This is a genomic window from Sporolactobacillus terrae DSM 11697 (assembly GCF_000648615.1).
In the GTDB taxonomy this organism is placed as follows: domain Bacteria; phylum Bacillota; class Bacilli; order Bacillales; family Sporolactobacillaceae; genus Sporolactobacillus; species Sporolactobacillus terrae.
Genome location: NZ_JFZC01000004.1, coordinates 17,893 through 42,449 on the forward strand (window position 1 = coordinate 17,893; position 24,557 = coordinate 42,449).

Annotated in this window: 20 protein-coding genes; 15 read left to right on the top strand and 5 right to left on the bottom strand. The window is 44.7% G+C overall.

Annotated elements, in window-relative coordinates; genetic code table 11:
* Positions 1-100 precede the first annotated feature (100 nt).
* Positions 101-559 carry a Fur family transcriptional regulator gene (locus AA84_RS16695; protein ID WP_051577704.1) on the top strand — a complete coding sequence of 153 codons (459 nt, stop codon included), beginning with the start codon at positions 101-103 and terminating at the stop codon, positions 557-559.
* On the opposite strand, the gene AA84_RS0100115 is transcribed toward AA84_RS16695, so the two are convergent.
* Both AA84_RS0100115 and AA84_RS16700 read right to left on the bottom strand, forming a co-directional pair.
* Entirely contained in the window at positions 529-966 is a 438-nt protein-coding gene (locus AA84_RS0100115; protein WP_028975525.1) for a hypothetical protein, read from the bottom strand. The two genes, AA84_RS16695 and AA84_RS0100115, sit on opposite strands and share 31 nt — an antisense overlap.
* Entirely contained in the window at positions 954-1,619 is a 666-nt protein-coding gene (locus AA84_RS16700) for a hypothetical protein (protein WP_152540334.1), read from the bottom strand. Before AA84_RS16700 ends, AA84_RS0100115 begins: the two co-directional genes overlap by 13 nt.
* A gap of 388 nt (positions 1,620-2,007) precedes the next feature.
* Between AA84_RS16700 and AA84_RS0100125 the strand changes: the two genes are divergently transcribed.
* The 7 genes from AA84_RS0100125 to AA84_RS0100155 all read left to right on the top strand — a co-directional run bounded on the left by AA84_RS0100125 (position 2,008) and on the right by AA84_RS0100155 (position 10,076).
* Complete coding sequence (locus AA84_RS0100125; protein WP_028975526.1) at positions 2,008-2,340, top strand: DUF3870 domain-containing protein; 333 nt, start codon at positions 2,008-2,010, stop codon at positions 2,338-2,340.
* A gap of 79 nt (positions 2,341-2,419) precedes the next feature.
* Positions 2,420-3,337: a S66 peptidase family protein gene (locus tag AA84_RS0100130; RefSeq protein WP_028975527.1), complete on the top strand. Its 918-nt coding sequence runs from the start codon at positions 2,420-2,422 to the stop codon at positions 3,335-3,337.
* Between the two features lie 46 nt (positions 3,338-3,383).
* A complete protein-coding gene (locus tag AA84_RS0100135) occupies positions 3,384-4,466 on the top strand; it encodes a mandelate racemase/muconate lactonizing enzyme family protein (RefSeq protein WP_028975528.1) in 1,083 nt (360 codons plus the stop codon).
* Positions 4,467-4,479: 13 nt separating this feature from the next.
* Positions 4,480-5,376 carry a C40 family peptidase gene (locus tag AA84_RS0100140; RefSeq protein WP_028975529.1) on the top strand — a complete coding sequence of 299 codons (897 nt, stop codon included), beginning with the start codon at positions 4,480-4,482 and terminating at the stop codon, positions 5,374-5,376.
* Between the two features lie 41 nt (positions 5,377-5,417).
* Positions 5,418-6,233 (top strand): serine hydrolase, encoded by an 816-nt coding sequence (locus AA84_RS0100145; RefSeq protein WP_037562530.1) that lies wholly within the window; start codon positions 5,418-5,420, stop codon positions 6,231-6,233.
* 175 nt (positions 6,234-6,408) lie between these two features.
* On the top strand, positions 6,409-8,331 hold the full coding sequence (locus AA84_RS0100150) for an NAD(+) synthase (protein ID WP_028975531.1): 1,923 nt from the start codon (positions 6,409-6,411) through the stop codon (positions 8,329-8,331).
* 26 nt (positions 8,332-8,357) lie between these two features.
* Positions 8,358-10,076 carry an ABC transporter ATP-binding protein gene (locus tag AA84_RS0100155; protein ID WP_028975532.1) on the top strand — a complete coding sequence of 573 codons (1,719 nt, stop codon included), beginning with the start codon at positions 8,358-8,360 and terminating at the stop codon, positions 10,074-10,076.
* A gap of 415 nt (positions 10,077-10,491) precedes the next feature.
* On the opposite strand, the gene ald is transcribed toward AA84_RS0100155, so the two are convergent.
* Complete coding sequence (gene ald / locus AA84_RS0100160) at positions 10,492-11,628, bottom strand: alanine dehydrogenase (RefSeq protein ID WP_028975533.1); 1,137 nt, start codon at positions 11,626-11,628, stop codon at positions 10,492-10,494.
* Between the two features lie 249 nt (positions 11,629-11,877).
* On the opposite strand from ald, the gene AA84_RS0100165 reads away from it, so the two are divergent.
* From AA84_RS0100165 to AA84_RS0100175, 3 genes are all read left to right on the top strand, one after another.
* Positions 11,878-13,539: a PucR family transcriptional regulator gene (locus tag AA84_RS0100165; protein WP_028975534.1), complete on the top strand. Its 1,662-nt coding sequence runs from the start codon at positions 11,878-11,880 to the stop codon at positions 13,537-13,539.
* Between the two features lie 105 nt (positions 13,540-13,644).
* A complete protein-coding gene (locus AA84_RS16705; protein ID WP_037562532.1) occupies positions 13,645-15,381 on the top strand; it encodes an ABC transporter ATP-binding protein in 1,737 nt (578 codons plus the stop codon).
* On the top strand, positions 15,378-17,210 hold the full coding sequence (locus AA84_RS0100175; protein ID WP_028975535.1) for an ABC transporter ATP-binding protein: 1,833 nt from the start codon (positions 15,378-15,380) through the stop codon (positions 17,208-17,210). Before AA84_RS16705 ends, AA84_RS0100175 begins: the two co-directional genes overlap by 4 nt.
* An 18-nt stretch (positions 17,211-17,228) precedes the next feature.
* On the opposite strand, the gene AA84_RS0100180 is transcribed toward AA84_RS0100175, so the two are convergent.
* Both AA84_RS0100180 and AA84_RS16710 read right to left on the bottom strand, forming a co-directional pair.
* Positions 17,229-18,437: an EAL and HDOD domain-containing protein gene (locus AA84_RS0100180; protein WP_028975536.1), complete on the bottom strand. Its 1,209-nt coding sequence runs from the start codon at positions 18,435-18,437 to the stop codon at positions 17,229-17,231.
* Positions 18,438-18,600: 163 nt separating this feature from the next.
* On the bottom strand, positions 18,601-19,287 hold the full coding sequence (locus tag AA84_RS16710; protein WP_051577707.1) for a DUF1361 domain-containing protein: 687 nt from the start codon (positions 19,285-19,287) through the stop codon (positions 18,601-18,603).
* Between the two features lie 177 nt (positions 19,288-19,464).
* Between AA84_RS16710 and AA84_RS0100190 the strand changes: the two genes are divergently transcribed.
* From AA84_RS0100190 to menC, 4 genes are read left to right on the top strand one after another with little or no spacing between them, the layout of a single operon-like run.
* Positions 19,465-20,871 (top strand): isochorismate synthase, encoded by a 1,407-nt coding sequence (locus AA84_RS0100190; RefSeq protein WP_051577709.1) that lies wholly within the window; start codon positions 19,465-19,467, stop codon positions 20,869-20,871.
* Positions 20,868-22,610: a 2-succinyl-5-enolpyruvyl-6-hydroxy-3-cyclohexene-1-carboxylic-acid synthase gene (gene menD / locus AA84_RS0100195; RefSeq protein ID WP_028975538.1), complete on the top strand. Its 1,743-nt coding sequence runs from the start codon at positions 20,868-20,870 to the stop codon at positions 22,608-22,610. The genes AA84_RS0100190 and menD overlap by 4 nt, the downstream gene beginning before the upstream one ends.
* The gene (menH, locus tag AA84_RS0100200) at positions 22,600-23,439 is read left to right on the top strand and encodes a 2-succinyl-6-hydroxy-2,4-cyclohexadiene-1-carboxylate synthase (RefSeq protein WP_028975539.1); all 840 of its coding nucleotides are present in this window, start codon (positions 22,600-22,602) and stop codon (positions 23,437-23,439) included. Before menD ends, menH begins: the two co-directional genes overlap by 11 nt.
* Entirely contained in the window at positions 23,436-24,548 is a 1,113-nt protein-coding gene (menC, locus tag AA84_RS0100205; RefSeq protein ID WP_028975540.1) for an o-succinylbenzoate synthase, read from the top strand. Before menH ends, menC begins: the two co-directional genes overlap by 4 nt.
* The last annotated feature ends 9 nt before the right edge of the window (positions 24,549-24,557 follow it).

Sequence of the window (24,557 nt, forward strand, 5' to 3'; positions counted from 1 at the left end):
TGTTCCTGTTCAATGAATTTACAAGGTTATGCTTTTCAATCGAAAAATGTTATGCTGAAGCTTAGAATAAGTTGATTTGCTGAAACAGAGGTGATTCTCAGTGAACAAAACAGAAGCTATGGATTTATTGAAAAATAAGGGATATAAACATACGGATAAACGTGAAGATATTCTTGATCTATTTGAACAGAAAGGCGGATATCTCTCGGCGAAAGAAGTTCAACTTGCTTTGAAGGACAGTTATCCGGGTATCAGTTTTGACACCGTCTATCGTAATCTGTCGCTCTTTCGTGAATTAATGATCCTTGAAGAAACAGAGCTAGATGGTGAAAAGATCTATCAGTTCCATTGTACGGAGCACCACCACCATCACCTGATTTGCTTGAACTGTGGAAAAACACGGACGGTCGATGTCTGTCCGATGCAAGATTTATCGCAGATCGATCCTGAATTCCAAGTGACCGGTCATAAATTCGAAATCTATGGTTATTGCAAGGCATGTCAAAAGAAAATGTCGGGGGAACAAAGTCATGAGTCAACTTTAAGACCAAGAGCGTGATTGACCGTAAAGACTTGTTCAATGGTTTGCTGCAAACGAGAAGGGCAGTTCACGGCAATGATTACAAAAGCCGTTTGTTCCTTGAATGTTTTTGTATAACAAAAATTGATCAGTAAACCGAGTAAAAAACCGATCAAGCTGGACAGAATTCCCCAGAAAATCGGTCCCAAAAGCATCCTAAACCCGATACTGGCTCCAACAACCCCAAAAATGGTCGCAAAAATAAAGCCTAGATCTGCTTTTTTCGTACGGCCGTCCGCTTTAGAATCATGCTGAGATTGTAGGGACCTGGGCGGATCAAGAAAAAGACAATGTATGGACTCTCGTGTTAAGCCCTCTCGCTTAAGCGCCTGAAGTGAGAGCTCAACTTGCAGACCTGAACGGAATATGCCGATTACTGTTGCCATTCGTGTGGGTCCCACCTTTGAAATAAAAAGTTTGAGTCAGACGACCATTCTTTTTTTAAGTAAGCGCGTTGTTCCTTTTCAAAGAGTTGATTGATTTCAATAGCTTTGCAGTAGGCATCATAAGCAGAGCCAAAAATGACAGAAGGTAAGAAGAGCAGCCACTCAGGATTAAGCACTTTCATTGAATCGATGGCATGCCCGTCGATAAGCAATTGCAAGCTGTCTAACTCGTGACAGTTCACATAAATCATCACTGACCATATAAATAATGATAGCGCAGGAATGATGCGGCGAAGATAAAACTGACCGGCCCCCGGAAGCAGCGCCGACCAGGCAGCACCAACCCAAGGCAGTTTTTTTTCCAAATAGTTCATTCCAAAAGTATGAATGGTGAGCATAGGCACATGTACTGGGCTTTTTTGCATCAATGCATTTTGTCCATTTATACTTATTGCAGAATGATAACTGTCCCAAATACTAAAAAAATAGAAGGGGATATAAATAAGCGCCCATTGTGCGTTTAAATCGATTTTGGCTTTATCAAATTCGCCGATAAACGTATCAACCATTGCCGAATTTAAGTTGGCGTGATAATTGATTATAATCTCAAATAAAAAAAGAATAAAGCCTTTTAAATGCAGATCAAGCAGCATATGTCCCAAACCAGGCAACGCAGCAGACCACCATGCGATCACAATAGGCGGTTTGTGACAGAGTACGGTTTGTCCCCAAAAGTTTAATTCTGCTTTGGCTCGTCTTCTCTTCATCATTAAGCTCCAATCGCGCTTACAGGTATTGACCTATTTTGCCTAGATGGGAGTAGTGTTCCACCGGCTTGGGTGATTCATGCAGACAAAGCAGAGTTTTGAAACCATTTGCAGATAAAGGAAAGAACTATTCTTGAATTTTTTAAATATTGACAAAGTATCTTTTGACGAATATACTTGAACTGTTCCTTAAGCTTTCTTAATTGAAGAATCCGAAAGTAACCGCTTGTCGGCCACTTCAATTAGCTGAATCCTATTGAGGAAGGACTTTTTTATGACATACCCTGGAGATACAATATATTTGATCGGTGATGCAAAATCCTCCCAGAAGAACCCGATTACTTTTCAGTACAGTCAGTTCTTTATCGGACTCGTTGTTGATCCGACTAATGGAAGAATTATTGATGCAGATTGTTCAGCAACCATTAAACTGACGTCACGATTTGTACGCTCTTTGCTTATGGGGCGTTTCATGGACGATCCGAATGTTCTCAATGAGATTGAGAAACGCTATTTTGGCTCATCGCAAAAAGCACTGATCGTTGCTTTTGGTGATGCGCTTAAGAAATTCAAACAGTATCAAAGCGACGTTGCTTTGTCTAAATAAGCCTAGACAAAATCCAGTTCACCCAATTAGTGGGACTGGATTTTGTTTTTTATCACTATCTTTTGAAAGGGGTGTACACATGATCATTCCAAGTCGTTTATTTGAAGGCGATACAATTGGTGTAATCAGTCCAGCTGGATCACCGAATAGAGAACGTTTGGCCGTAGGGACTGAATGGCTTAAGCAACTCGGATTTCATGTCCGTTTAGGTACTGGAAGCACGAAAAAATATGGCTATCTTGCCGGTTCTGATGATGAGCGGCTTGACGATTTTCACACGATGTTTGCAGATGATTCGGTTCGGGCAATTATCTGTTCCCGAGGGGGGTACGGTTGTGCACGTTTTGCCGAGCGTATCGACTATGAATTGGTGCGAAGCCATCCAAAGGTGTTTTGGGGGTACAGCGATATTACTTACCTACATACGGCCATTCGACAAAAAACAGGATTAGTGACCTTTCATGGTCCAATGCTTGCGTCTGACTTGGGCGATCCTGATGCGCCTTTGCTTTCAAAACAGTTATTTTCCCAGCTTTTTCAGCCGATGTCGCTACGCTACGATGAGCATTTATCTCCACTAGCGTGCATCAGTGCAGGCAGCAGCGAAGGAAAACTGGTCGGCGGAAACTTATCGCTGCTCGTGAGTTCACTAGGAACGCCTTTTGAAATCGATACGAAGGGCAATTTATTGCTCATTGAGGATATCGGCGAAGCGCCTTATCGGGTCGACAGTATGCTGAATCAGCTCCGTTTGTCCGGAAAACTAAACCAAGCGGCCGGTTTTGTCATCGGCGATTTTCATCAAAAAAATTCGGATGATCCGGACAGCTTGACCTATCAGGAGGTTTTTCATACCTACTTAGGCGGATTAGGAAAACCGGCTGTCAGTGGGTTCTTGATCGGTCACTGCGCGCCGAATTTCTCCGTACCGCTCGGTGTCGATGCGCTTCTTGATGCGGACAGAAAACAATTATGGATTCAGCCTGGCGTTATGTAAGCACGAATGGAAACGGTTGGACGTGTCACGTGAAAGGATGAAAAGTGTGAAAATCATTGATATACAAACGAAAAAACTGTCAATCCCGCTCATTAAACCTTTTAAAACAGCACTGCGTACAGTGAATACTGCAGAAAGCATTATCGTAATGATTTTCTGTGACGATGGGACAGTGGGATTCGGCGAAGCCCCTCCAACACATGTGATCAGCGGCGATAGTTTGGCAAGTATCGATTATGCGGTAAAGCATGTAATCGGTCCACTTATGATCGGCATGTCGATTGAACAAAAAGAAAGAATCAACCGCGTGATTAACCAAGCCATGATACACAATACTAGCGCCAAGGCAGCGCTCGATATCGCCGTCTACGATTGTCTTGCTAAAAGAGCAGGGCTTCCGCTTTACCAGCTGTTAGGTGGCAACAGCAACCAGCTCGAAACGGACTTTACAGTCAGTGTGAACCCTGTTAATGAGATGGTACAGGATGCCCTAGATTATGTAGAAAAAGGGTTTAAAACACTAAAAATAAAAGTTGGTAACGCGACAATTGCAGAGGATCTTGAACGCGTCAAAGCTTTGCGGCAAGCAGTTGGTGATCAAATAAAATTAAGACTCGATGCGAATCAAGGCTGGAATGCAAAAGAAGCAGTGTACGCCATTCACCATATGGAAGATATGGGATTAGCCATTGAACTGGTTGAGCAGCCCGTACCCGCCGCTGATTTTGAGGGAATGAAGTTCATTACGGAGCATGTGGATACATTGATCATGGCTGATGAAAGTATCTTCAGTCCCACCGATTGTGCACGCTTATTGGCAATGCACGGCTGCGACATTGTTAATATTAAGTTAATGAAGGCAAGCGGTATCACCGGAGCAGAGAAAATTAACACACTTGCCGAAGCTTATGGAGTCGAATGTATGATCGGCTGCATGGTAGAATCCAACGTTGCGATTTCTGCAGCATGCCATTTTGCAGCTGCAAAAGCCAACGTTACGCGCTGCGATTTGGATACCCCGCTGATGTTCGCTGAAAATCCAGTTGCCGGCGGCGTTGAATATAAGCATAATTGTATTTTGCTTCCGGACCATCCCGGACTCGGAATCAGCAGTGTTCAAACTAACTGATGGAGGAAGTTGCATGAAAAAGAGAAGAACAGCCGTTCCGGTTGCAACGATCTGGTCCACACCCGAATCGATCCGATCGATTGACCAACCGGCATTTCGAGAAGATCCGGATATGACGGAATGGTTGGATCAAATGAGTCGCGATGAGACGATTGCGCTTTGCCGTGAAAAGAGAATTCAGACTCAAGTCCTATTTGGTGAAGAGATCATCATTGAGTCGGTGAAGGGGACATGGGCGAAAGTATGCATCCCAAGTCAAGCCACGTTTAAGGATCAACGTGGCTATCCTGGCTGGATGCCGCTGAATCAGTCTGTGAGTTCAGAGATGACAGAAAATAAAAAGAAGATTATGGTTCAAAGCAAGTCCGCCTCTTTTTATGCTCTGATCCAAGAGAAAAGGTTTGATTTAAGCTTTTCTGTTTTTTTGCCGCTAATCGATGATTCAGAGTCCGTTGTTAAAGTGGATAGCCCAATTGGGCCCGGGCTGTTACAGAAGCAAGATGTGCTCATGCCGGATCAGCAACATCGGCAAAGCGGCGAAGAGATCGTCAATAATGCTGTTCGTTTTCTGGAACTTCCCTACCTATGGGCAGGAATGAGCGCTTATGGATTTGATTGCTCAGGTTTCAGCTATACACTTTTGCGTGCAGGCGGTTATCTTATTCCGCGTGATGCCGATGATCAAGCCGTTTGCGGTAGCGCTATACCGATTGAAGCCGCCTTGCCCGGGGACCTGCTTTTTTTTGCCTATGAGAATGGAAAGGGTGCTGTTCATCATGTGGGCATCTATGATGGCAACGGAAGAATGATCCATTCGCCAACACCTGGCACAATCCTCAGCATTACGGAATTAAAAGGAACGAAATATGAACGGGAATTATGTGCCGTTCGCAGATATTGGAATGAGTAAATCAAGTTCGCATCCAGGAGCACTGAAAGGGGGACACGTCATTGGTTGTATTGAACGATCAATTACATAAGGATCTTATGAAAATTGTGCGCCTGCACGAGGATCAGATTTCAGTTGCTGCCGAGGGGTCCGATGGATTTTCATTTACGTATCAAGCCGGCATGCCAATGATGTCCGCAAGTCTGATCAAATTGCCGATTCTGCTTTACGCATTTAAAGAAAGGGATCGTCATAAAAAGCTGTTCGAACAGGTTGTCCGCTTTGATCACCAGCAGATTGTCGGTGGTTCCGGCGTTCTTCAAATTCTCTCATCAAGAGAATGGAAACTGAGCGATCTTTTGGCGCTAATGATCAACGTATCCGATAATACGGCAACGAATTTAATGATCGACTTTTTTGGGATCAGTAATCTGCAGAAATGGGTAAGGGATCAAGGATTTCTTGAAACCAAGATTGAACGCAAATTGATGGATGAGGCCGCCCAAAAAGAAGGGCGGACGAACTGGATCAGTGCGCGCGATGCGAATAGAATGATTCAGCAAATATTTATTGGAAGCGGCGCTCTTCCAAAAGAAGCACAATCATGGCTGTTAAAACAACAATTCAGATATAAATTGTCTGGGTTGTTCGATGAGAAAGATCAGCCGGTTGCCGTTTACAACAAGACGGGCGAGATGGAAGCAATTGACCATGATGCCGGATTTTTTGTTTATCAAAAGCATTCAATGGCAGTTACGGTCATGACAAGTGGCTTTTTAAACCGTCAGGCGGCCTTGTTTGCCATACAAAACATCGGTATGCATGTGCAGAACTACCTGATCAACGTCGCACAGGCACAAGCCGAGTCGCTGGAATGAACCCTATTCCTTTTATTGACAAACTTTGGAAGTCACTATAAAATAAAAATAATTGTTTAAAAAGCATGGACTTTGATGATCAGCCTCTCTGAAAAATGAGGGGCTTTTTGTACAGTTTCAGCGTTCAGGGTATGATAGAACTGTGATGAATTGAAATTCGGAGGTAGTGAATACAATGGAGTCAATGAACTTTATCCGTGTTGCGGCAGCATGTCCGGTGACACGCGTCGCAGATATTCCTGTTAATATAGAGAATATAAAAAAATGTATTACTGAAGCGCTAAATCAGCAAGCAAAACTTGTTGTTTTTCCAGAATTATGTGTTACTGCTTATACCTGTTCCGATTTGTTTTTGCAGAAACAGCTGCTTGATGAGTCGGAACGCGGGATTGAAGCACTGCTCACCTACAGCAAGGGCAAGGACATCTTGATTGCTGTTGGTGCCCCGCTTCACACGCAAACCTCTGTCTATAACTGCGCGTATCTTCTGTTCGACGGAAAGATACTGGGTATTGTGCCGAAAAGTTATATACCCAATTATGAAGAATTTTACGAACAACGCTGGTTCACCTCAGGTAAAGACATTAGAAATCAGACAATCAATTTGCCGTTTCAAACAGATATCCCATTTGGCGTTGATTTACGCTTCGAAAGCGGTGCTGTGCAATTTGGATTCGAGATTTGCGAAGATTTGTGGAGCGTTGTCCCTCCGAGCAGTTTTCTTAGCTTACAAGGTGCCCAGATTATTGGTAACCTGTCCGCTTCAAATGAAGTGGTCAGCAAGTCAGATTATCGCCAGTCGCTTGTTTCGGCACAAAGTGCAAAATGCATGGCATCCTATGTATATGCCGGAGCCGGTACCGGCGAATCGACCACGGATGTTGTATTCGGCGGTGAATTGCTGATTGCTGAAAACGGTAATATGCTACAAAAAAACAAACGGTTTCAAAGAAACAATGAAGTCGTCAGTGCGTTGATCGACCTAGACCGGTTGAACCTGCAGCGCATCAAAAACATCAGCTTTCGTGAAGCGGCAACGACCTTACCTTGGACTTCCAGAACCGTATCCTTTTCATTTAAGAATAACAACTTTGGTATGTTTGATCGATTGATTGACAAGCATCCATTTGTTCCTGAAAATGCAAAACAACGCGAGCAGCGATGCAGCGAAATTTTTAATATACAAGCAACCGCGCTCGCGAAACGAATGCAGCATACAGGCTTAAAAAAAGCGGTCATCGGTATTTCCGGAGGGCTTGATTCGACGCTTGCTTTGCTCGTTATTACGAAAACCTTTGCATTGCTTGGCTATTCACGAAAAGACATCATAACCATCACATTACCCGGATTCGGAACAACAGACCGGACCTATCAAAATGCGGTTTCACTTTGTAAAAAACTTGAAACGGATTTTCGCGAAGTCAATATCGTGGCTGCGTGTTTGCAACACTTCAAAGATATTGGACATGATCCGGATGTTCATGATGTGACCTATGAGAATGTTCAAGCGCGAGAACGGACACAGATTCTAATGGACATTGCCAACAAGGAAGGTGGTCTTGTGATCGGGACCGGCGATTTGTCGGAAATGGCACTGGGATGGAGCACTTATAATGGCGATCACATGTCCATGTATGCAGTCAATTGTTCTGTTCCCAAGACGTTGGTTCGCTATCTTGTCAACTATGTTGCTGAAGAAGAGACGGGAGCGGAGATTCGTTCCATACTGCTTGATGTACTCGACACACCGGTAACGCCCGAATTGCTTCCTAAAGATGTTAAAGGAAAAATTGCACAGAAAACGGAAGATATTGTTGGGCCTTACGAGCTGCATGATTTCTTCCTCTATTATTTTGTACGCGCTGCTTATCCGCCTGTTAAAATTTTTTATCTCGCAACGAAGGCATTTGCCGACTGCTATGATGAAGAGACGATTCGTAAATGGCTGCAGATTTTCATTCGCCGATTCTTCGCGATGCAGTTTAAACGTTCCGCCATTCCTGACGGACCGAAAGTGGGCACGGTCAGTCTGTCTCCGCGCGGTGACTGGCGGATGCCTTCGGATGCCAGCCGCTCGATCTGGATGAAGGAAATCTAACTTAATAGGAAGGCGAGGCGTGCGCATTGAAACGCTTTTTCTCGTATTACAAACCATACAAGAAATTATTTTTCCTTGATTTTTCCTGCGCCGTTTTGCTTGCACTGCTGGAGCTGGTCTTCCCGGTGGCGGTTAATCAAGTGATTGATCGGCTGCTGCCCGGACGCGATTGGTCGATTATCGTGCTCGCATCAGCAGGATTGCTCGTTTTTTATATTCTAAATACTATTCTGCATTATATTGTCACGTATTGGGGCCATATGCTTGGAATCAGTATTGAAACCGATATCCGCCAGGAACTGTTCGAACATATACAGCGTCAGTCTTTTCATTTCTTTGATAATCATAAAACCGGACACATGATGTCACGGCTGACCACCGATCTATTTGATATCGGCGAAACCGCCCATCATGGTCCGGAGGATCTTTTCATTGCATTAATGTCGCTATTGGGCTCCTTCGCCTTGATGCTTTCGATCAATTGGAAACTCGCCTGGATTACCTTTCTACTCGTTCCGATCCTTGGTGTTTTTATTACTCTGTTTAATGTGAAAATGACGCATGCAACAGATAAAATTTATCAAGATATCGCTGTTTTCAATGCCAACGTTGAAAATGCGGTTGGCGGTATCCGAGTTGTTCAGGCCTTTTCAAACGAAAACCATGAAAAAAAACTTTTTAAAGAAAACAACAAATTGTACCGAAAAGCAAAGTTGTTCTCGTACAAAATTATGGCAACAAGTGTGACGACAAACTATTTTTTTATGCGCTTGATTACTTTGTTTACTTTAATCAGCGGTTCCTGGTTTGTGATCCACGGTGAATTAAGCAGCGGACAATTTGTCGCATTTTTACTCTTAGCGAATATTTTTGTTCAACCCATTGAAAAGTTTAATGCCATTATTGAACTTTATCCGAAAGGGATCGCTGGGTTTAAACGATTCTTAGCCTTAAAAGATCAGGCTCCAGAAATTGTCGACCAACCGAATGCGGTTAATGTGACGACTATTCAAGGCCGGATTGATTACCAGGATGTCAGCTTTGGCTATGAAGGGAAGAAACAGGTACTGAGCCACATCAATTTACAAATAAAGCCAGGAGAGACCGTTGCTTTTGTCGGGCCAACCGGAGCGGGAAAAACGACGTTGTGCAGTTTGCTGCCACGCTTTTATGATGTTAATGAAGGACAGATTTTAATTGATGGGATCGATATCCGTGCGTTCAAACTTTCTTCATTGCGTCATCATATCGGCTTGGTACAGCAAGATGTTTTTCTCTTCTCAGGGACACTTCGCGAGAATGTTGCTTATGGTAAATTGAATGCGAGCGACGAAGAGATTTGGCGTGTCTTACGTCTCGCTCGACTCGAAGCAACCGTCGCCAACATGCCGGATGGATTGGATACGGTAGTCGGCGAACGCGGTGTCAAGCTGTCCGGGGGACAGAAACAGCGTTTATCCATTGCGCGGATGTTCTTGAAAGATCCGTCGATTCTCATTCTGGATGAAGCAACATCTGCACTTGACACAGAGACTGAGACGGCAATCCAACAAGCGCTTGAGAAGTTATCGGAAGGGCGTACAACGCTGATCATCGCCCATCGTTTAGCCACGATAAAGCATGCAGATCGAATTGTCGTTGTAACTGAAAATGGAATTAGCGAGCAGGGGACTCATGAACAACTGATCAAGAGCGGCGGTGTCTATAGCCGGCTCTATGAATCGCAGTTTGCTTTGACAAGATGAGTTACCGCAAGTAAGTGCAAATGCCCATTAATATAGAAGAATAAGTATCGTCTGTGTACCGGTAAATGGGTTTCCGGTACATTTTTTTGCTTATTCATTGATGAAGGAAATGTCCTGATAGCTTTCTTTTTGTTGAAGCGGGCATTGACTGGAAAAAAGAACTTCAATCGTTCGAGAACACTAAAAGAACGGTGGCTGAAAAACGTTCTGCAAAAATAATAACATAATATTTATTATGTAAACTAAATGAATGCTGCTGGGATGAATCCGTTTTCTAGTACGATAAAAAATAGTAAGCACTGCAATTTATTTGCAGAAAAAAAGCACCCTGCTTCCTAACGCGCAGGGTGTTGATCATTCATACAAGAGCCGCTGTTTCCTAGTTAATAAAATGACATCGTTCTTACCTGGCCGATCAGACCTTAGCTGCTTGCAGCAGATCTTTCGCACACTTGTAGTCGAAGCCATGTGCATCGGCGACTGCTTTGAAGGTCACGTAACCGTCCAACGTGTTCAAACCTTTTAGTAGGGCTTCATCTTCAAGACAAGCTTGGATATAACCTTTGCTTGCAATTTTTGCTGCATAAGGAATCGTTACGTTTGTCAGAGCCAAGGTAGATGTATTCGGTACAGCACCCGGCATATTGGCAACGGCATAATGAATGACACCGTGTTTTACATAGGTTGGATCATCATGCGTTGTACTGTGATCCGATGTCTCGACAATACCGCCTTGGTCGATTGCAACATCGACAATTACTGAGTTGTCTTTCATTGTTGCCACCATTTCTTCAGTTACCAGTTTCGGTGCTTTCGCGCCCGGAATCAGAACACATCCGACAACAAGGTCCGCTTCTTTAACTGCTTCTGCGATGTTGTATGGATTTGACATCAAGGTATTCAACGAATTGCCGAAGATGTCGTCAAGTTCACGCAAACGATCTGCACTGATGTCAAGAATTGTAACATCAGCTCCGAGACCAACAGCAATTTTTGCAGCATTCGTGCCGACGATTCCGCCGCCGATGACTGCTACTTTACCGCGGGAGACACCCGGGACGCCGCCAAGAAGAATTCCTTTTCCTGCTTCGTCACTGAATTTTTCAAGATATTGTGCACCAATTTGAACCGCCATTCTTCCGGCTACTTCACTCATAGGCTGAAGCAACGGGAGTACTCGGTCTGCACGCTGAACCGTTTCATAAGCGATTGAAACAACTTTGTTTGAGACGAGTGCCTTCGTCAACTCAGCACCAACGGCTGGGGCAAGATGCAGGTAGGTGAACAGAATCAGTCCTTCATGGAAGAAGTGGTATTCTTCCGGTTCTGGTTCTTTAACCTTAATCACCATATCGGCAGACCATGCTTTTTCAGCCGAGGTAATCACTGCACCTGCTTCTTCATACTGTTGATCGGAAAATCCTGCACCTGCGCCTGCGTTTGTTTCGACATAGACACTATTACCTTCTTGCACCAAGTGATACGTGCCTGCAGGAGTGATCGCCACACGACGTTCGTTGTTCTTCAATTCTTTTGGAATACCGATAATCATTGATTAAAGCCTCCCAGTTATTTTTTTTTGATAGCTCATTGAATAACAGATACTTCGATTTCCTGCCTTTCGTCTGCTTGAATCGATTCAGTATGTGTTATCCTTTAATTAGAATCTTACAAACAATGAAACAGTTTTTCATCGTACGTTTTGTCTACAGTTTCGGCAATTTACTTGACATTTGATGTACCTGTTAGATAATATGACAACACACAGCCGCTTATAGGCAATCTTTGGAGGTATTCATACATGGATGAAATACCGTTTTGTGTTCGTGATGTACTTAACCGTCCACTATTTCAACGTGCAATTGTTCTTGCGGGTGCACAAGGAATTTATCGTGAGGTACGCTGGGTACATATTCTAGAAATCATTCATGCGGCTCCTTATGTCAGCAAACATGACCTGATTCTGACAACCGGACTTTGGTTGAAGCGGTCCGCAAAATCGGGACTCGAGTACATGCGACAGATCATTGAGCACCAAACTGCAGGATTATGCATTGAATTCGGTACGACCGTTGATGAAATACCCGATCAAATCATTGATCTGTGCGATTCGTATGATTTTCCGTTGATTTTGTTCCGCCAGCCGGTTCGTTTTGAAGAAATCACCCAAGACATTCATGCACACATCATCAACCAACATTTCGGACTGCTGAAAAAATTAGAGCAATTCTCTCAGCAACAACAACAGCTCATCCTGCAGAGTACAGATATTCCTGCCATTCTGCGTTTGCTGCAAAGCTATTCCGAACATCAGATTTTGTATTTGTCTCGCATTGAAGCCAACACTTATTTTCCGCCTTTGCCTGAGGAGACGCGTGAAGCGATCAATACATTCTGTAATCAACAGATGAAGCACTCTGATCAGATCCAGGAAATGGAGCTGTGGACAATGGATGAGCATCGCTACGTTCTCATTCAACCGGTCGTTTGTTTCGGTCAGGTTTTTTCCTATGTCGGTATGCTTTTGCACCAAGCACATCCTACTGAATATATGAAATTATTAGTGGACTATACATCCAAGGCTGTAGCGACTGTTTTGCTTCGCACACAGTTTCTTGAAGAGAAAATTCTCAGCAATCAGAATGAGTTGATTCAGGATATTCTCAATCGCAGCATTGACAGTGAGGAACAGGCGCAGATGCGTATGGGACTACCGTCGCCAAATGGTGAAAAGTATATTTTTGTTGGCGGAATCATTGAATTTGAGCATAATGTTATTGAAGCAGGACCCGAACGCATGGAATCGCGCAATCAAGATATTTTAGTATTGATTCGTTCGCTTTTGAAACGAGATCGAATGCACCATGTGTTGATGATGAAAAACAATCAAATCTATTTACTGTGTGCCAAAGCACGCATTGGAAAAGATTCGGAATCGAGTCTGTACCACAAAATTCAAGGATTGATCGACGGTTTGAATAAATACATCAATCAAGCATGGCCTCATTTCCATTTTCATATTGGCTTTGGCAAAGCTAGAACAATGCTTCTTGATGCTTGGATGAGCTTTAAAGAAGCTTTTCAAGTGATCGAACTTTCACAAACGGTTCCAGCGATGAAACAGAATCATTACTATGCAAGTATCGGCGTGTATCAACTGTTACACGCGGTACCCTATCCGATTCTCAGCGATTTCGTTCAGGATCAGCTGGGTGATCTGATTGCTTATGAAAACAAACATCATCTCCATCTCATTGACACGTTAGCCATGTATTTCAAATGTATGGGTTCAAAAGGGGAGACCGCCAAACGCCTGTTTATTCATCGACAAACCTTATACAATCGATTGGACAAAATCAGCGATATTCTCGGAGAAGATTATTTTCAGCCGCAGCGGCGTCATTGTTTGGAAATGGCTATGCTCGGCTATCCGCTCATCGAATCCTATCATGCAGATCAATAAATGAAAGATAGGCTGCGCGTCATGGCAAGCGCGGACCTGCAGCAGGACATCAGGCAGACAAGCAGCATATAAACACTAGAGCGTTACCATGAAGGAAGGGGTCTTATGGGCTATTTACGCGTCTATTGGACGAACTATAGAATCAGATTTTTGCTGGCGCTACTCTTTTTATCAGGAGAAGCGCTTGCCGATCTGTTACAACCGGCGCTTATGTCCCGCATTGTAGATCAAGGCGTTGCTTTAAGGAATATGAATGTTATTGAGCGTTTGGGCTTTCTCATGTTGGCGATTACAGCAATGGGAGCGATTTGCGCGAGTTTTCGGAATCTGCTCTCAGGAATCATATCTCAGCGATTTGCTCAAGATTTACGACAGGATCTATACATAAAAATACAAAGCCTTTCACAGCAACAAGTCGATCAAATCGGTAATGCGTCATTAATTACTCGGCTAACGAACGATGTGACACGCATTCAGACGTTTGTAAATGGGCTGATGCGGATCATGGTTAAAGCGCCACTTGTTGGTATCGGAAGCTTAATGATGGCTATTCATTTAAACGCGCGGTTATCATTGGTGCTACTTGGCATCGCGCCGATTATTGCTGCGATCATTTTTCTAAACATGAAGATCACGTATCCTTATTTTCACAAAGTGCAGACTGCACTTGACTCCGTTAATCGTGCTATGCAGAACTTCCTGGCGGGTGTACGGGTCATCAAGGTGTTTAATCGCTCTGATTTTGAACAAAGACAATTTCGAAAATACAATGAGGATTTTAGCGCCAAAGCAGCTGCTGCTACAAAAATCAGCAGCCTCTTTGGTCCCTTAGTCAATTTGACGGTAAACGCCGGCATAATCGCCATTCTTTGGTTTGGTGCGATGGGGGTTCATCAAGGCTCTATGGAAGTAGGATCGATTATTGCTTTTACTAATTATATGACGCAGCTGCTTTTTGCGATTATGATGGTCAATCATGCATTCACGATGATGGTTCGTGCACGGGCATCTTCAGAACGCATCGGAGAAGTGATGAATCTTCCGCCGGTCAAACGATTTCCTGCACAATCAAAACCGACTGATGCACCGCCATGTCAAGGGACACTCCTTTTTGATCATGTTACCTTTGCTTACCAAGCAGGATTGCCGGTGCTGCATGATCTAACCTTTCGAGTCAATCGGGGGGAGACACTGGGTATCATTGGGCCGGTTGCTTCAGGTAAAACAACGCTGACACGGCTCATTCTTCGCCTATATGACCCGGTCAAAGGGACGATTCGATTTAATGGCCAAGACCTCACGACATTTGGTGAGGATGATTTACGCAAAAAAATTGCTATTGTTCCGCAGCACTCGCTTTTATTCAGCGGGTCGGTGAGCGACAATATCCGTTGGGGAAGCGAGGAGGCAAGTGATAAAGCCGTACGAGAAGCTGCCGACATTGCGGATGCGGATGCATTTATCCGCAAGCTTCCCGGCGGATATCATGCGCGAGTCGGCCAAGCCGGTGTCAATCTTTCCGGTGGACAAAAACAGCGCATCGCGATTGCACGTGCGTTAATTCGTCATCCGGATCTTCTCATTCTCGATGATGCAACGAGTGCCGTGGATGCGCGTACGGACAAAACAATCCGTTCCCGGCTTAAAAATGGGCAAAATCAGATGACTTGTATTCTCATCTCTCAAAAAGCGTCGACATTAAAAGACGCAGATCAGATCATTGTACTTAACCAGGGACGAATTGAGGCTGTCGGCGATCATCAAAGGTTGATGACTTGCTCTTCATTCTATCACAGCATATGTGAACAGCAACTTGAGGAAAAGGAGGCGACGGAAGAATGAATGAACGCAGTGAGAAGCGCCCGGGATCTGGCAGAAGCAATCCGAGGCGAGGGGCTGCCCGCTTTGCCCCCGTTGAAAAACCAAAACAAATGCGTTCAACCTTGCACCGATTAGGAAGCTATTTTGCAAGAGAGAAACGGATGCTCCTGGTTGTCTTTCTGTTCGTATTTCTCGATGCGGTCGTGTCGTTATTGGTCCCTTATTTAATTGGGATGGCAATTAACCAAATCGGTATTCGCAGGCAATATGTCCATTTTTCAATGCTTTGTTTCATACTTATTAGCCTTGTCGCATTTTACGTGGGTGATGCTGTGCTGACCTTCCTTCAAGGTTGGCTGATGGCGTCGGCAGGACAACGCTTGGTGTCGCATCTCCGTGAACAGTTATTCAAGAAACTGCAAAAGCTGCCGATTGCCTTCTTTGATCGTCATAGTCACGGAGAGATTATGAGCCGTCTGAGCAACGATATTGAAAACATTGACACAACGCTCTCACAATCAACGGTGCAGCTGATGAATGATCTGATTATGATCAGCGGATCTCTTATCATAATGCTCTGGATCAGTCCTCAGTTAACTCTGGCCAGTCTGATTATGGTTCCACTTGTCCTTCTATTAACAAAAACAATTGCTTCACGTACATCTAAGCTGTTTATAAAACAGCAAAAAGAACTGGGTGCATTAAATGGTCAGATTGAAGAATCGATCTCCGGCCTGTCCGTCATTAAAGTATTCAGCCATGAAAAACAGGAAATTGCACGTTTTTCCAAGCAGAATGAGCAGCTGACCCGAGTGGGGACAAAAGCGCAAATATGGTCGGGTTTTTTAATGCCGCTAATGAATGTCATCAATAACTTAGGGTTTGCCGCTGTAGCGACGGTTGGTGGGTTATTAGCAGCAAACGATCGAATCACAATCGGCATGGTTGCCAGCTTTCTAGCGTACTCAAGACAATTCTCACGTCCGCTCAATGATGTTGCCAGTATTTTTAATACACTTCTGTCAGCGGTTGCTGGTGCAGAGCGAGTGTTTGCTGTTTTAGATCAAAAAGAGGAAGAGGCTGATCCAGGGGATGCGCGTTCGATTAACCGCAATCACTGTAAAGGTGATGTCCGCTTCTGCAAGGTTTCCTTCGGTTATGCTAAGCATCAGCCAATTTTGAAAGAAATCAGCTTTCATGCCCATGCGGGCCAAGTCATTGCACTTGTCGGAGCAACCGGTGCAGGAAAATCGACCCTTGTAAATTTGTTAACGCGGTTTTATGAGCCGAGCAGCGGTTCGGTACAGGTGGACGGCATCGACATAAAAAGGTATCGACGTTCTGATTACCGCGGATTATTCGGAATGGTGCTGCAAGAAACGTTTTTGTTTCATGGCAGTTTCGTAGATAACTTACGCTATGGAAAGCTGGATGCTTCCAAAGACGAAGTGATTCGTGCTGCCACGGCTGTCCACGCCGATTCGTTCATTCGAAAATCAGAAAAAGGATACGATACAATCCTACAGGGAAATGGTGGAAATTTGAGTGAGGGGCAGAGACAATTGATGACCATTGCACGTGCCCTTTTGGCGAATCCTGCCATCTTAATTATGGATGAAGCGACGAGTCACATCGATACACAAACAGAACAAGCCATTCAAAATGGAATGGCTCAGTTGATCAAAGGTCGTACATGCTTTATCATTGCCCACCGCCTTTCGACAATTCGTCACGCGGATCAAATTTTAGTAATCGAAAACGGACGCATTGCCGAACAGGGCAGTCATGAACAGCTTTTAGAGAAAAAAGGGCACTATTACTCATTGTACCGAGATCAATTCTCTTCGTGAGTTGCCGACGAGATTTTTTTATTCATTTAAGGAGTGTTGCCAGTGAATCGCTTTTAAATACAGTTCCATAAATGCTTTGTCCGTGAATTTGCTTTTACTGATAAATTCACTGAACGCTTGCCAGTCCGCTTTTTCAAACGAAACAATTGCATCTAAAAAAATGCGAATCTTGTTTGGCTTCCCCATTAATGCATCTTTTACTTCTTGATCCAGCGGCAGCTTTGCCAGAATTTTTTTCATCGGCTGATTAAGAATCTGGTCCAATGAAGAAAAAATACCGGTGATAAAAAAGTTGGAACCTTTCTGTACCAAACCGCTTCTGCAGGCAAGCAACTCCAGCAGTTTGCCGCGGATCAGCGATCTTTTGATGAGTTCCGAATTCTCGCTGCGTTCTGCGCCTTTGATCATCATGATATGAATCCATTGAATCATCTCTTTAGCACCAATACGTGATAATGCTTGACGTATGGAATGGATAGGGTATTTTGATCCGTATTGGATCGTATTGGCAGCGCGCAGCAACTTATAAGCAAGCCCGATATCTGCACTGATGAAATTGGTGAGCTGATTCAAATCCGGTTCTTTTTTATGCAGTTCTTTGAGAATTCTAACGAGCAATGTTTCTTGGTAACCAATTTCTTTCGCATTTACAATAACCGGCTTGCTAAAAAAATAACCTTGGAAGAGGTCATAGCCCATAGCAAGAGCTAAGCGGTAATCATTCATGGTTTCTACTTTTTCGGCAAGAAACATTTTTTTGCCTCGGTACTTTTGCAGTAACAACAATTGCTCTTTTATTGTAGCTCTTGAAAATTCAATTTTAATCATATCGGCAAGTTCAATAAGCGGTCCGTATCCGTTGCGGTCAAAAACAAAATCATCGAGTGCCAAAATATAGCCGTCCTTTTTTAACGCGCGACATGCCTCAATCACCTTCTCGCTCGGATTCACGCGCTCCAGTACCTCGACGATAATTTTCTGTTGCGGAAGCAGACGGGGAAGCTGCTGAATCAGAAATTCTTCAGGGAAATTGATAAACCCATGGGTGTCTTCGATCAACTCATCAAAACCAAGGACGAGAAATGAGTTAGACAAAAGAGAGGCCGTTGCTTTTTTGTCACTGAGCCCATTAAATTGATTATTCTGATTCTCTCGATACAAAAGTTCATAACCATACAGTTTCATCTTTCGATCAAAAATTGGTTGTCGTGCAACATATATATCCATAAGATCATCCTGCGTCACATCGTTATTATTTTACTAACTTTTTATCGGTCAGAAATGAAAAGAAGTAAAGGAAAATGATTAAACCGTTTCAATTTTATACGTTTTTCTGTGCAGAATACCCGATACAAGGAATGCTTTAACCATGCCAAAAGCGGCAATCCCTTTATCGATGCAGACGGCTGATTTTTGCCGCTGTCATGAGCAGCACTGAGAAAACGCAATATCCAATACCAACAGCACCAGCAGACATCAGCGAAAAGGCAATCGAAAATGAGTTAATCTGACCGGTGATTTGCGTGATAAAATGCACCGGGTAAAAGAGATCCCAAGAGTTAAGCCTTAAGAAGCGTCCAATATAGACGGCAGCACCGCTTGTGATAAAGATCATGAGCAACGCAAGTTCAGCAAGCGGCGAAATGAGCCGTTTCAGAAAACGGTGATGAATGATCCACAGCGAGAGCATACCGGAAAAGAGCCCAATAAAAACCGCAGTGCCAATTTGAATCAGTCCCAACCATGACCAAAAATTCGTAGTATAGACATCTGTCGTTTCGGTTGTGTAAAAAGTAATGTTCTGTAAATGAATAAAGTCAGTGACTAAATAGGGAGCATTCGGGAAAAAAATTAGCCATAGAACGCCGAGCAATCCAGTCCGAAAGCTGTCGCGCCGCTGATCTTCAAGACACATCAATAAAACAAGGAGCAAAGGGATATTGGCCAAAAACACGTTCCAAAGAACGACAAGATGGACGCTGCGTTTTGTGATTATAAATAAAAGCAGGCTGATGAGAACATAGCATGCAGTGCAGTATACGATTGGATGCGGCGCGTGTCTTCTTCTGTAGAACATAGCATCTTAATCCTTTCCATGGTCACCGTCTCATCATGGATTATATTAATTAAGGACAAGATTTAGGATTCATGAAAGCAAGCCGCCGAACGTCTGCAAATTGACAGATCTAAATGCGAAGAGTTATCTTTAAAAGACATAATATGTTCACATTGTAAACGATAACAGGTGATTTATTTGATTGGAAATGTTACATCTTTGTCCGGAACGGTCCATGCAGCGATTGACCATGCACGTCGATCACATCAGTCTTGCGTGGTTAGTAAAATAGAAGAACTGAATCGGATTCAACCGCTTGATTTTTATCAACATGCGGGCAGGCGATACAGCGGTCAGCGTTGTTACTGGAGCGACTCATCGGGAGAGTTGCAGTTGGTTGGCGCGGGGAGTGCTGCCACGATCTCAACCCAACAAGAAGATGCCGCTGTGCAGGTTAGACAAGCACAAGCGCGACTCTTTCGTAACGCCTATACGTTGGGTACGCAGCGTGTTGCCGGTACAGGACCGATTTTTTTAGGTGGATTTTCTTTTGATTCAAAGAAGGAACGGGCGGAAATGTGGCAGGATTTCGGCTCTGCTTATTTTATCCTTCCAGAGTTTTTATTGACGGTTCGCCATGGTCGCTGCTATCTCACACACACCATTTTGTGCAGGCCGAATGATGACGTCGCCGAACGGGTGGGCGCTTTGGAAGCTCAGCCTCATGAACGCTTTGACAACGTGTTGCATGCAGAGCCGGGCGCGCACGATCAGCAGCTTCTGGACCAGAATGATCAAGATCAAGATACATGGTGTCGGCTGGTTGCTGAAGCGGTGCAAACGATGCAAGAGACACCGATGAAAAAAATAGTATTGGCACGCGCACGAAGCTTAATCTATCAAAGGAAACTTTCTCGCCATGCATTGCTGCGTGTCTTGAGCGAGCAGCAAAAGGGAACCTGTATTTTTTGTCTGGAAAAGGGGTCGGCAGCATTTATTGGCGCAACGCCGGAGCGACTGATCAAAAAAAGCGGACGTTCAATTGAATCCGCTTGTCTGGCCGGTTCGGCTGCACGTGGAAAAACGCAGCAAGAGGATGATGAGTTCGGCAAGTGGCTGTTAAATGACGGCAAAAATCTTAAGGAGCATCAGTATGTGGTTGAATCGGTACGTGACGCATTAAATGCGTTGTGTACAAGCTTGTCCATACCCAAGCAACCGGTCCTGATGAAAAACAAGAATATTCAACATTTATATACACCGGTTAAAGGGCGATGCAAGTCAGCAACATCGTTAATTGATCTGGTTGCTCGATTGCATCCAACACCAGCCCTTGGCGGGTTGCCAAAAAAAGATGCTATGGCTTGGATTCGTACCCATGAAGCAATGGATCGCGGTTTTTACGCTTCTCCGATCGGTTGGGTTGATTCGGGAGATCATGGTGAATTTGATGTCGGTATACGCGCTGCACTGCTTCGCGGCAATGAAGCTGTTTTGTTTGCGGGTTGCGGCGTACTGGCCGATTCAGATCCAATTCAGGAATATCAAGAAACCGATGTTAAGTTTCAGCCGATGCAGCATGCATTGATGAGGGGGACACTATGAATCATCGAGATCTGCTCACAAACTACTTGTCATCATTCATTCAGACTCTTTATGAACACGATGTGCGTCACGTTGTCATCAGCCCAGGTTCGCGTTCAACGCCGCTTTCCATGCTCTTTGATGCGCATCCGGATTTCACCACCCATTTGGATATCGACGAGCGCTCCGCTGCATTTTTGGCACTTGGTATTGCTAAGGCTTCAGCTAAACCGGTTGCCTTGGTCTGCACCTCTGGAACTGCAGCCGCAAATTATTATCCGGCGATTATTGAAGCATCTTTGGCACGTGTACCGTTAATTGTAATCACAGCGGATCGTCCCTATGAATTGCAGCATGTCGCCGCACCTCAGACTATAGATCAAACGGAGATGTACGGCAGACATGTCAAGCAATTCTTTCAGCTTGAATTCTCGGAACATGATTTAAGTCTGCTTCATTACAACCAGGCCTTGGCCAGTCGTGCTGCCGCATGTGCAATCCGCATGCCACAAGGACCGGTACATATTAATATTCCGCTTCGCGAACCGCTTGTTCCTAATCTATTGATTCATAAATTCGATAATGCGCATGACGCCATGGCCGCACCATCGGTTACTCAAGGCACGCGGTCTTTAACTGTAAATCAGCTTCAAGAACTTGCCGCCCGTATTAACGCTGCTCAGCGCGGGATCATTCTATGCGGCGCATTGGCACGCGAGGCGCGTTCGAGTATCCTTGCATTGGCCCGTCACGCCGGCTTTCCCATTCTTGCGGATCCGTTATCGCAGCTTCGCCGTGGTGTGCATGAACAAAAATTAGTCATTGAGAATTATGATCTGTTTTTGCGCTGTCGAGAAATTGCGTCATGCTTCAAGCCGGATTTAATCATCCGTTTTGGTGCACCACCAGTAAGCAAAAGCGTTAAACTGTGGATGGAAGATCAGGAATGTGCCAATCTGGTGATCGATGCAGGGGCAGACTGGAGAGATCCTGCCTGCAAAGCAACACATATGGTTTACTGTGATGAGCAGTACTTTTGTGAACACATGCAGTCTCAAATTAATCGACATGTCAATGCAGCTTGGGCAGGATTATGGCAAACGATTAACGCGTTGGCTCGATCAACCCTGCAATCGATTCGCGATGAACCCATGCTCAGTGAAGAAAAGCTGTTTTTGAAACTGTGCGAACAGTTACCGGAACAAGCCGATCTTGTTGTCGGAAATAGCATGCCGATTCGTGAACTTGATACGTTTATGTTCAAGAGTTCAAAACCGGTTCATGTATTTGCAAATCGGGGAGCGAACGGAATCGACGGAGTCGTTTCAACTGCAGTCGGGGTCGCTTTGTCAAAAGGAAGAGCGATTCTTGTCATTGGTGATCTTAGCTTTTTCCATAGTATGAATGGATTACTCGCGGCAAAACAAAACCATGCCAACCTAACCATTGTATTGGTTAATAATGACGGCGGCGGCATTTTCTCGTTTTTACCTCAAGCGTCCGAAGAAACGTATTTTGAATCACTGTTCGGAACACCGCATGGTCTCGACTTTTCGCATGCAGCAATGCTTTTTGGCGCTCACTATACAAAGATTGTTGATTGGCCGATGTTTGACGCAGCATTTCGTAAAGCGATAAAAGAAGAGGGACTAACAATCCTTGAGGTGCCGACAAAGCGTCGAGATAATGTGCAGAAACATCAAGCATTACGGTCCCGCCTGGTTAAACGCTTTAAGGAGGCAAATTCCGTTGAAGATTAACTTGCGCGGCGTTCACTATCATTATGAACAAACCGGCTTAGGGACACCGGTACTTTTGCTTCATGGGTTTACAGGCAGTTCGACGACATGGCATTTTCTTGAAAAAGAGGCAGCGGAGCAAAAGATTCGACTGATCACCGTCGATATTATTGGGCATGGGTTAACCGAATGTCCTGAACGCCCAAACAGATACGCGATCACTGAAGCGGCAAAAGATCTCGCTGCACTGCTTGATGTTCTGAAGCTTGATGCGGTACATCTCGTCGGCTATTCAATGGGTGGCAGGCTCGCGCTTAGTTTCTCGTGTATGTTTCCAAAGCGTGTCCGAACGTTAACCCTTGAGAGTGCCTCGCCAGGCTTGAAGACGGAGATGGAGCGACAGAAAAGACGTGATCGAGATGTTCATCTTGCAGAGCGGATCAAAAAGTATGGCCTTTTGTCTTTTGTTAACGATTGGGAAAATATTCCGTTGTTCGCCTCGCAAAAAGACTTGCCGAAGAATGTGCGATCATCATTGCGCGATCAGAGATTGGCGAACAGCGAACATGGACTGGCCTGCAGTTTAATGGGTATGGGCACCGGGGTTCAACCGTCTTGGTGGACTCAGTTGACAACCTTGCATGTACCGACCTTTTTGATCACCGGAACCCGTGATCGCAAATTTTGTACCCTTGCTTCTGAAATGAAGCAAGCATTGCCGTGTGCAGAATGGTACATGGTCCCGAATGCTGGACATGCGGTTCATTTAGAAAAACCGGAACCGTTTAAAAGCGCATTGGTTTCGTTTATTCATCGATTTTCTGCATCATCAGAGGAGGGAAGGGCATGAAGATTCGTTCGGTAACGATGCGCCTCATCGCTTCGCCGCTGAAGGTGCCTTTCACCACGCATTTGCAACAGGTGTCGACGCGTGAAGCACTGATTCTGGAGGTCATGGATACTGACGGCCGGATCGGCTACGGCGAAGCCGATCCTTTTTCATCTCCCTGGTATTCTGAAGAAACGATTCAAACCTGTCGCTACGTGTTGCGCGAATTCCTGATCCCAATTCTACTCCATGTTCCGATAAACCATCCAGAAGAGCTAGAACAAAGATGGTCCGCGGTGCGTGGCAATCGGATGGCCAAATCAGGGCTCGGCCAAGCGGTTTGGGATCTCTATGCAAAACAAATGAACGCTTATCTTGGGAAACTATTTGGTGGGCGCAAAGCAGAAGTAGACGCTGGTGCAGTCATTACCGCAGCCACATCGGAACAGGCGATCCGTCAAATCGAGCCGTTGCTGAAAAAAGGCTATAAGCGTTATAAAATAAAAATATCACGGGAAAATGACCGACCGTTGTTGGAAGGCATCCGTACAGCATTTCCTGATCTTCCCATCATGGCTGATGCAAATTCGGCCTACACCATTCGGGATAAAGACCATCTTCAAGAACTGGATCGGTACCGGCTAATGATGATCGAACAACCCCTGGCCTATAATGATCTATCGGAACACGCAATACTGCAAAAAAACTTGGCAACACCGATCTGCCTTGATGAGAGCATTAGCTCTTACGCTGCGGCTGCAAGTGCCGTCATGCTCCAAAGTGCAAACGTTGTTGCTTTAAAAATGGGCCGCGTTGGCGGCTGGACTCAGGCTGCGCGCATTCATAAGCTTTGCCTCCAACATTCGATTCCGCTTTGGTGCGGCGGGATGATTGAGTTTGGCATTGCAAAAGCACATAATCTGGCACTTGCATCACTTCCCGGTTTTACATTACCTGGCGACTTTTATGCCTCGGATCACTATTGGACGTGTGATCTTATTTCGCCAAAGATCACTGTCGATCATGGCGTCATTTCCGTTCCCAAGGATTGTCCTGGCATAGGCTTTTCAATTGATCATGACGCATTAGCCCATTTGACGTGTGACGTTCAATCCTTTGTCCATCGTTGATTTATTTGG

Coding starts and splice junctions, on each gene's coding strand:
- AA84_RS0100115 (WP_028975525.1), bottom strand. CDS start 966: ATGGCAACAGTAATCGGCATATTCCGTTCAGGTCTGCAAGTTGAGCTC.
- AA84_RS16700 (WP_152540334.1), bottom strand. CDS start 1,619: ATGCTGCTTGATCTGCATTTAAAAGGCTTTATTCTTTTTTTATTTGAG.
- AA84_RS0100125 (WP_028975526.1), top strand. CDS start 2,008: ATGACATACCCTGGAGATACAATATATTTGATCGGTGATGCAAAATCC.
- AA84_RS0100130 (WP_028975527.1), top strand. CDS start 2,420: ATGATCATTCCAAGTCGTTTATTTGAAGGCGATACAATTGGTGTAATC.
- AA84_RS0100140 (WP_028975529.1), top strand. CDS start 4,480: ATGAAAAAGAGAAGAACAGCCGTTCCGGTTGCAACGATCTGGTCCACA.
- AA84_RS0100150 (WP_028975531.1), top strand. CDS start 6,409: ATGGAGTCAATGAACTTTATCCGTGTTGCGGCAGCATGTCCGGTGACA.
- ald (WP_028975533.1), bottom strand. CDS start 11,628: ATGATTATCGGTATTCCAAAAGAATTGAAGAACAACGAACGTCGTGTG.
- AA84_RS0100165 (WP_028975534.1), top strand. CDS start 11,878: ATGGATGAAATACCGTTTTGTGTTCGTGATGTACTTAACCGTCCACTA.
- AA84_RS16705 (WP_037562532.1), top strand. CDS start 13,645: ATGGGCTATTTACGCGTCTATTGGACGAACTATAGAATCAGATTTTTG.
- AA84_RS0100175 (WP_028975535.1), top strand. CDS start 15,378: ATGAATGAACGCAGTGAGAAGCGCCCGGGATCTGGCAGAAGCAATCCG.
- AA84_RS0100180 (WP_028975536.1), bottom strand. CDS start 18,437: ATGGATATATATGTTGCACGACAACCAATTTTTGATCGAAAGATGAAA.
- AA84_RS16710 (WP_051577707.1), bottom strand. CDS start 19,287: ATGTTCTACAGAAGAAGACACGCGCCGCATCCAATCGTATACTGCACT.
- menD (WP_028975538.1), top strand. CDS start 20,868: ATGAATCATCGAGATCTGCTCACAAACTACTTGTCATCATTCATTCAG.
- menC (WP_028975540.1), top strand. CDS start 23,436: ATGAAGATTCGTTCGGTAACGATGCGCCTCATCGCTTCGCCGCTGAAG.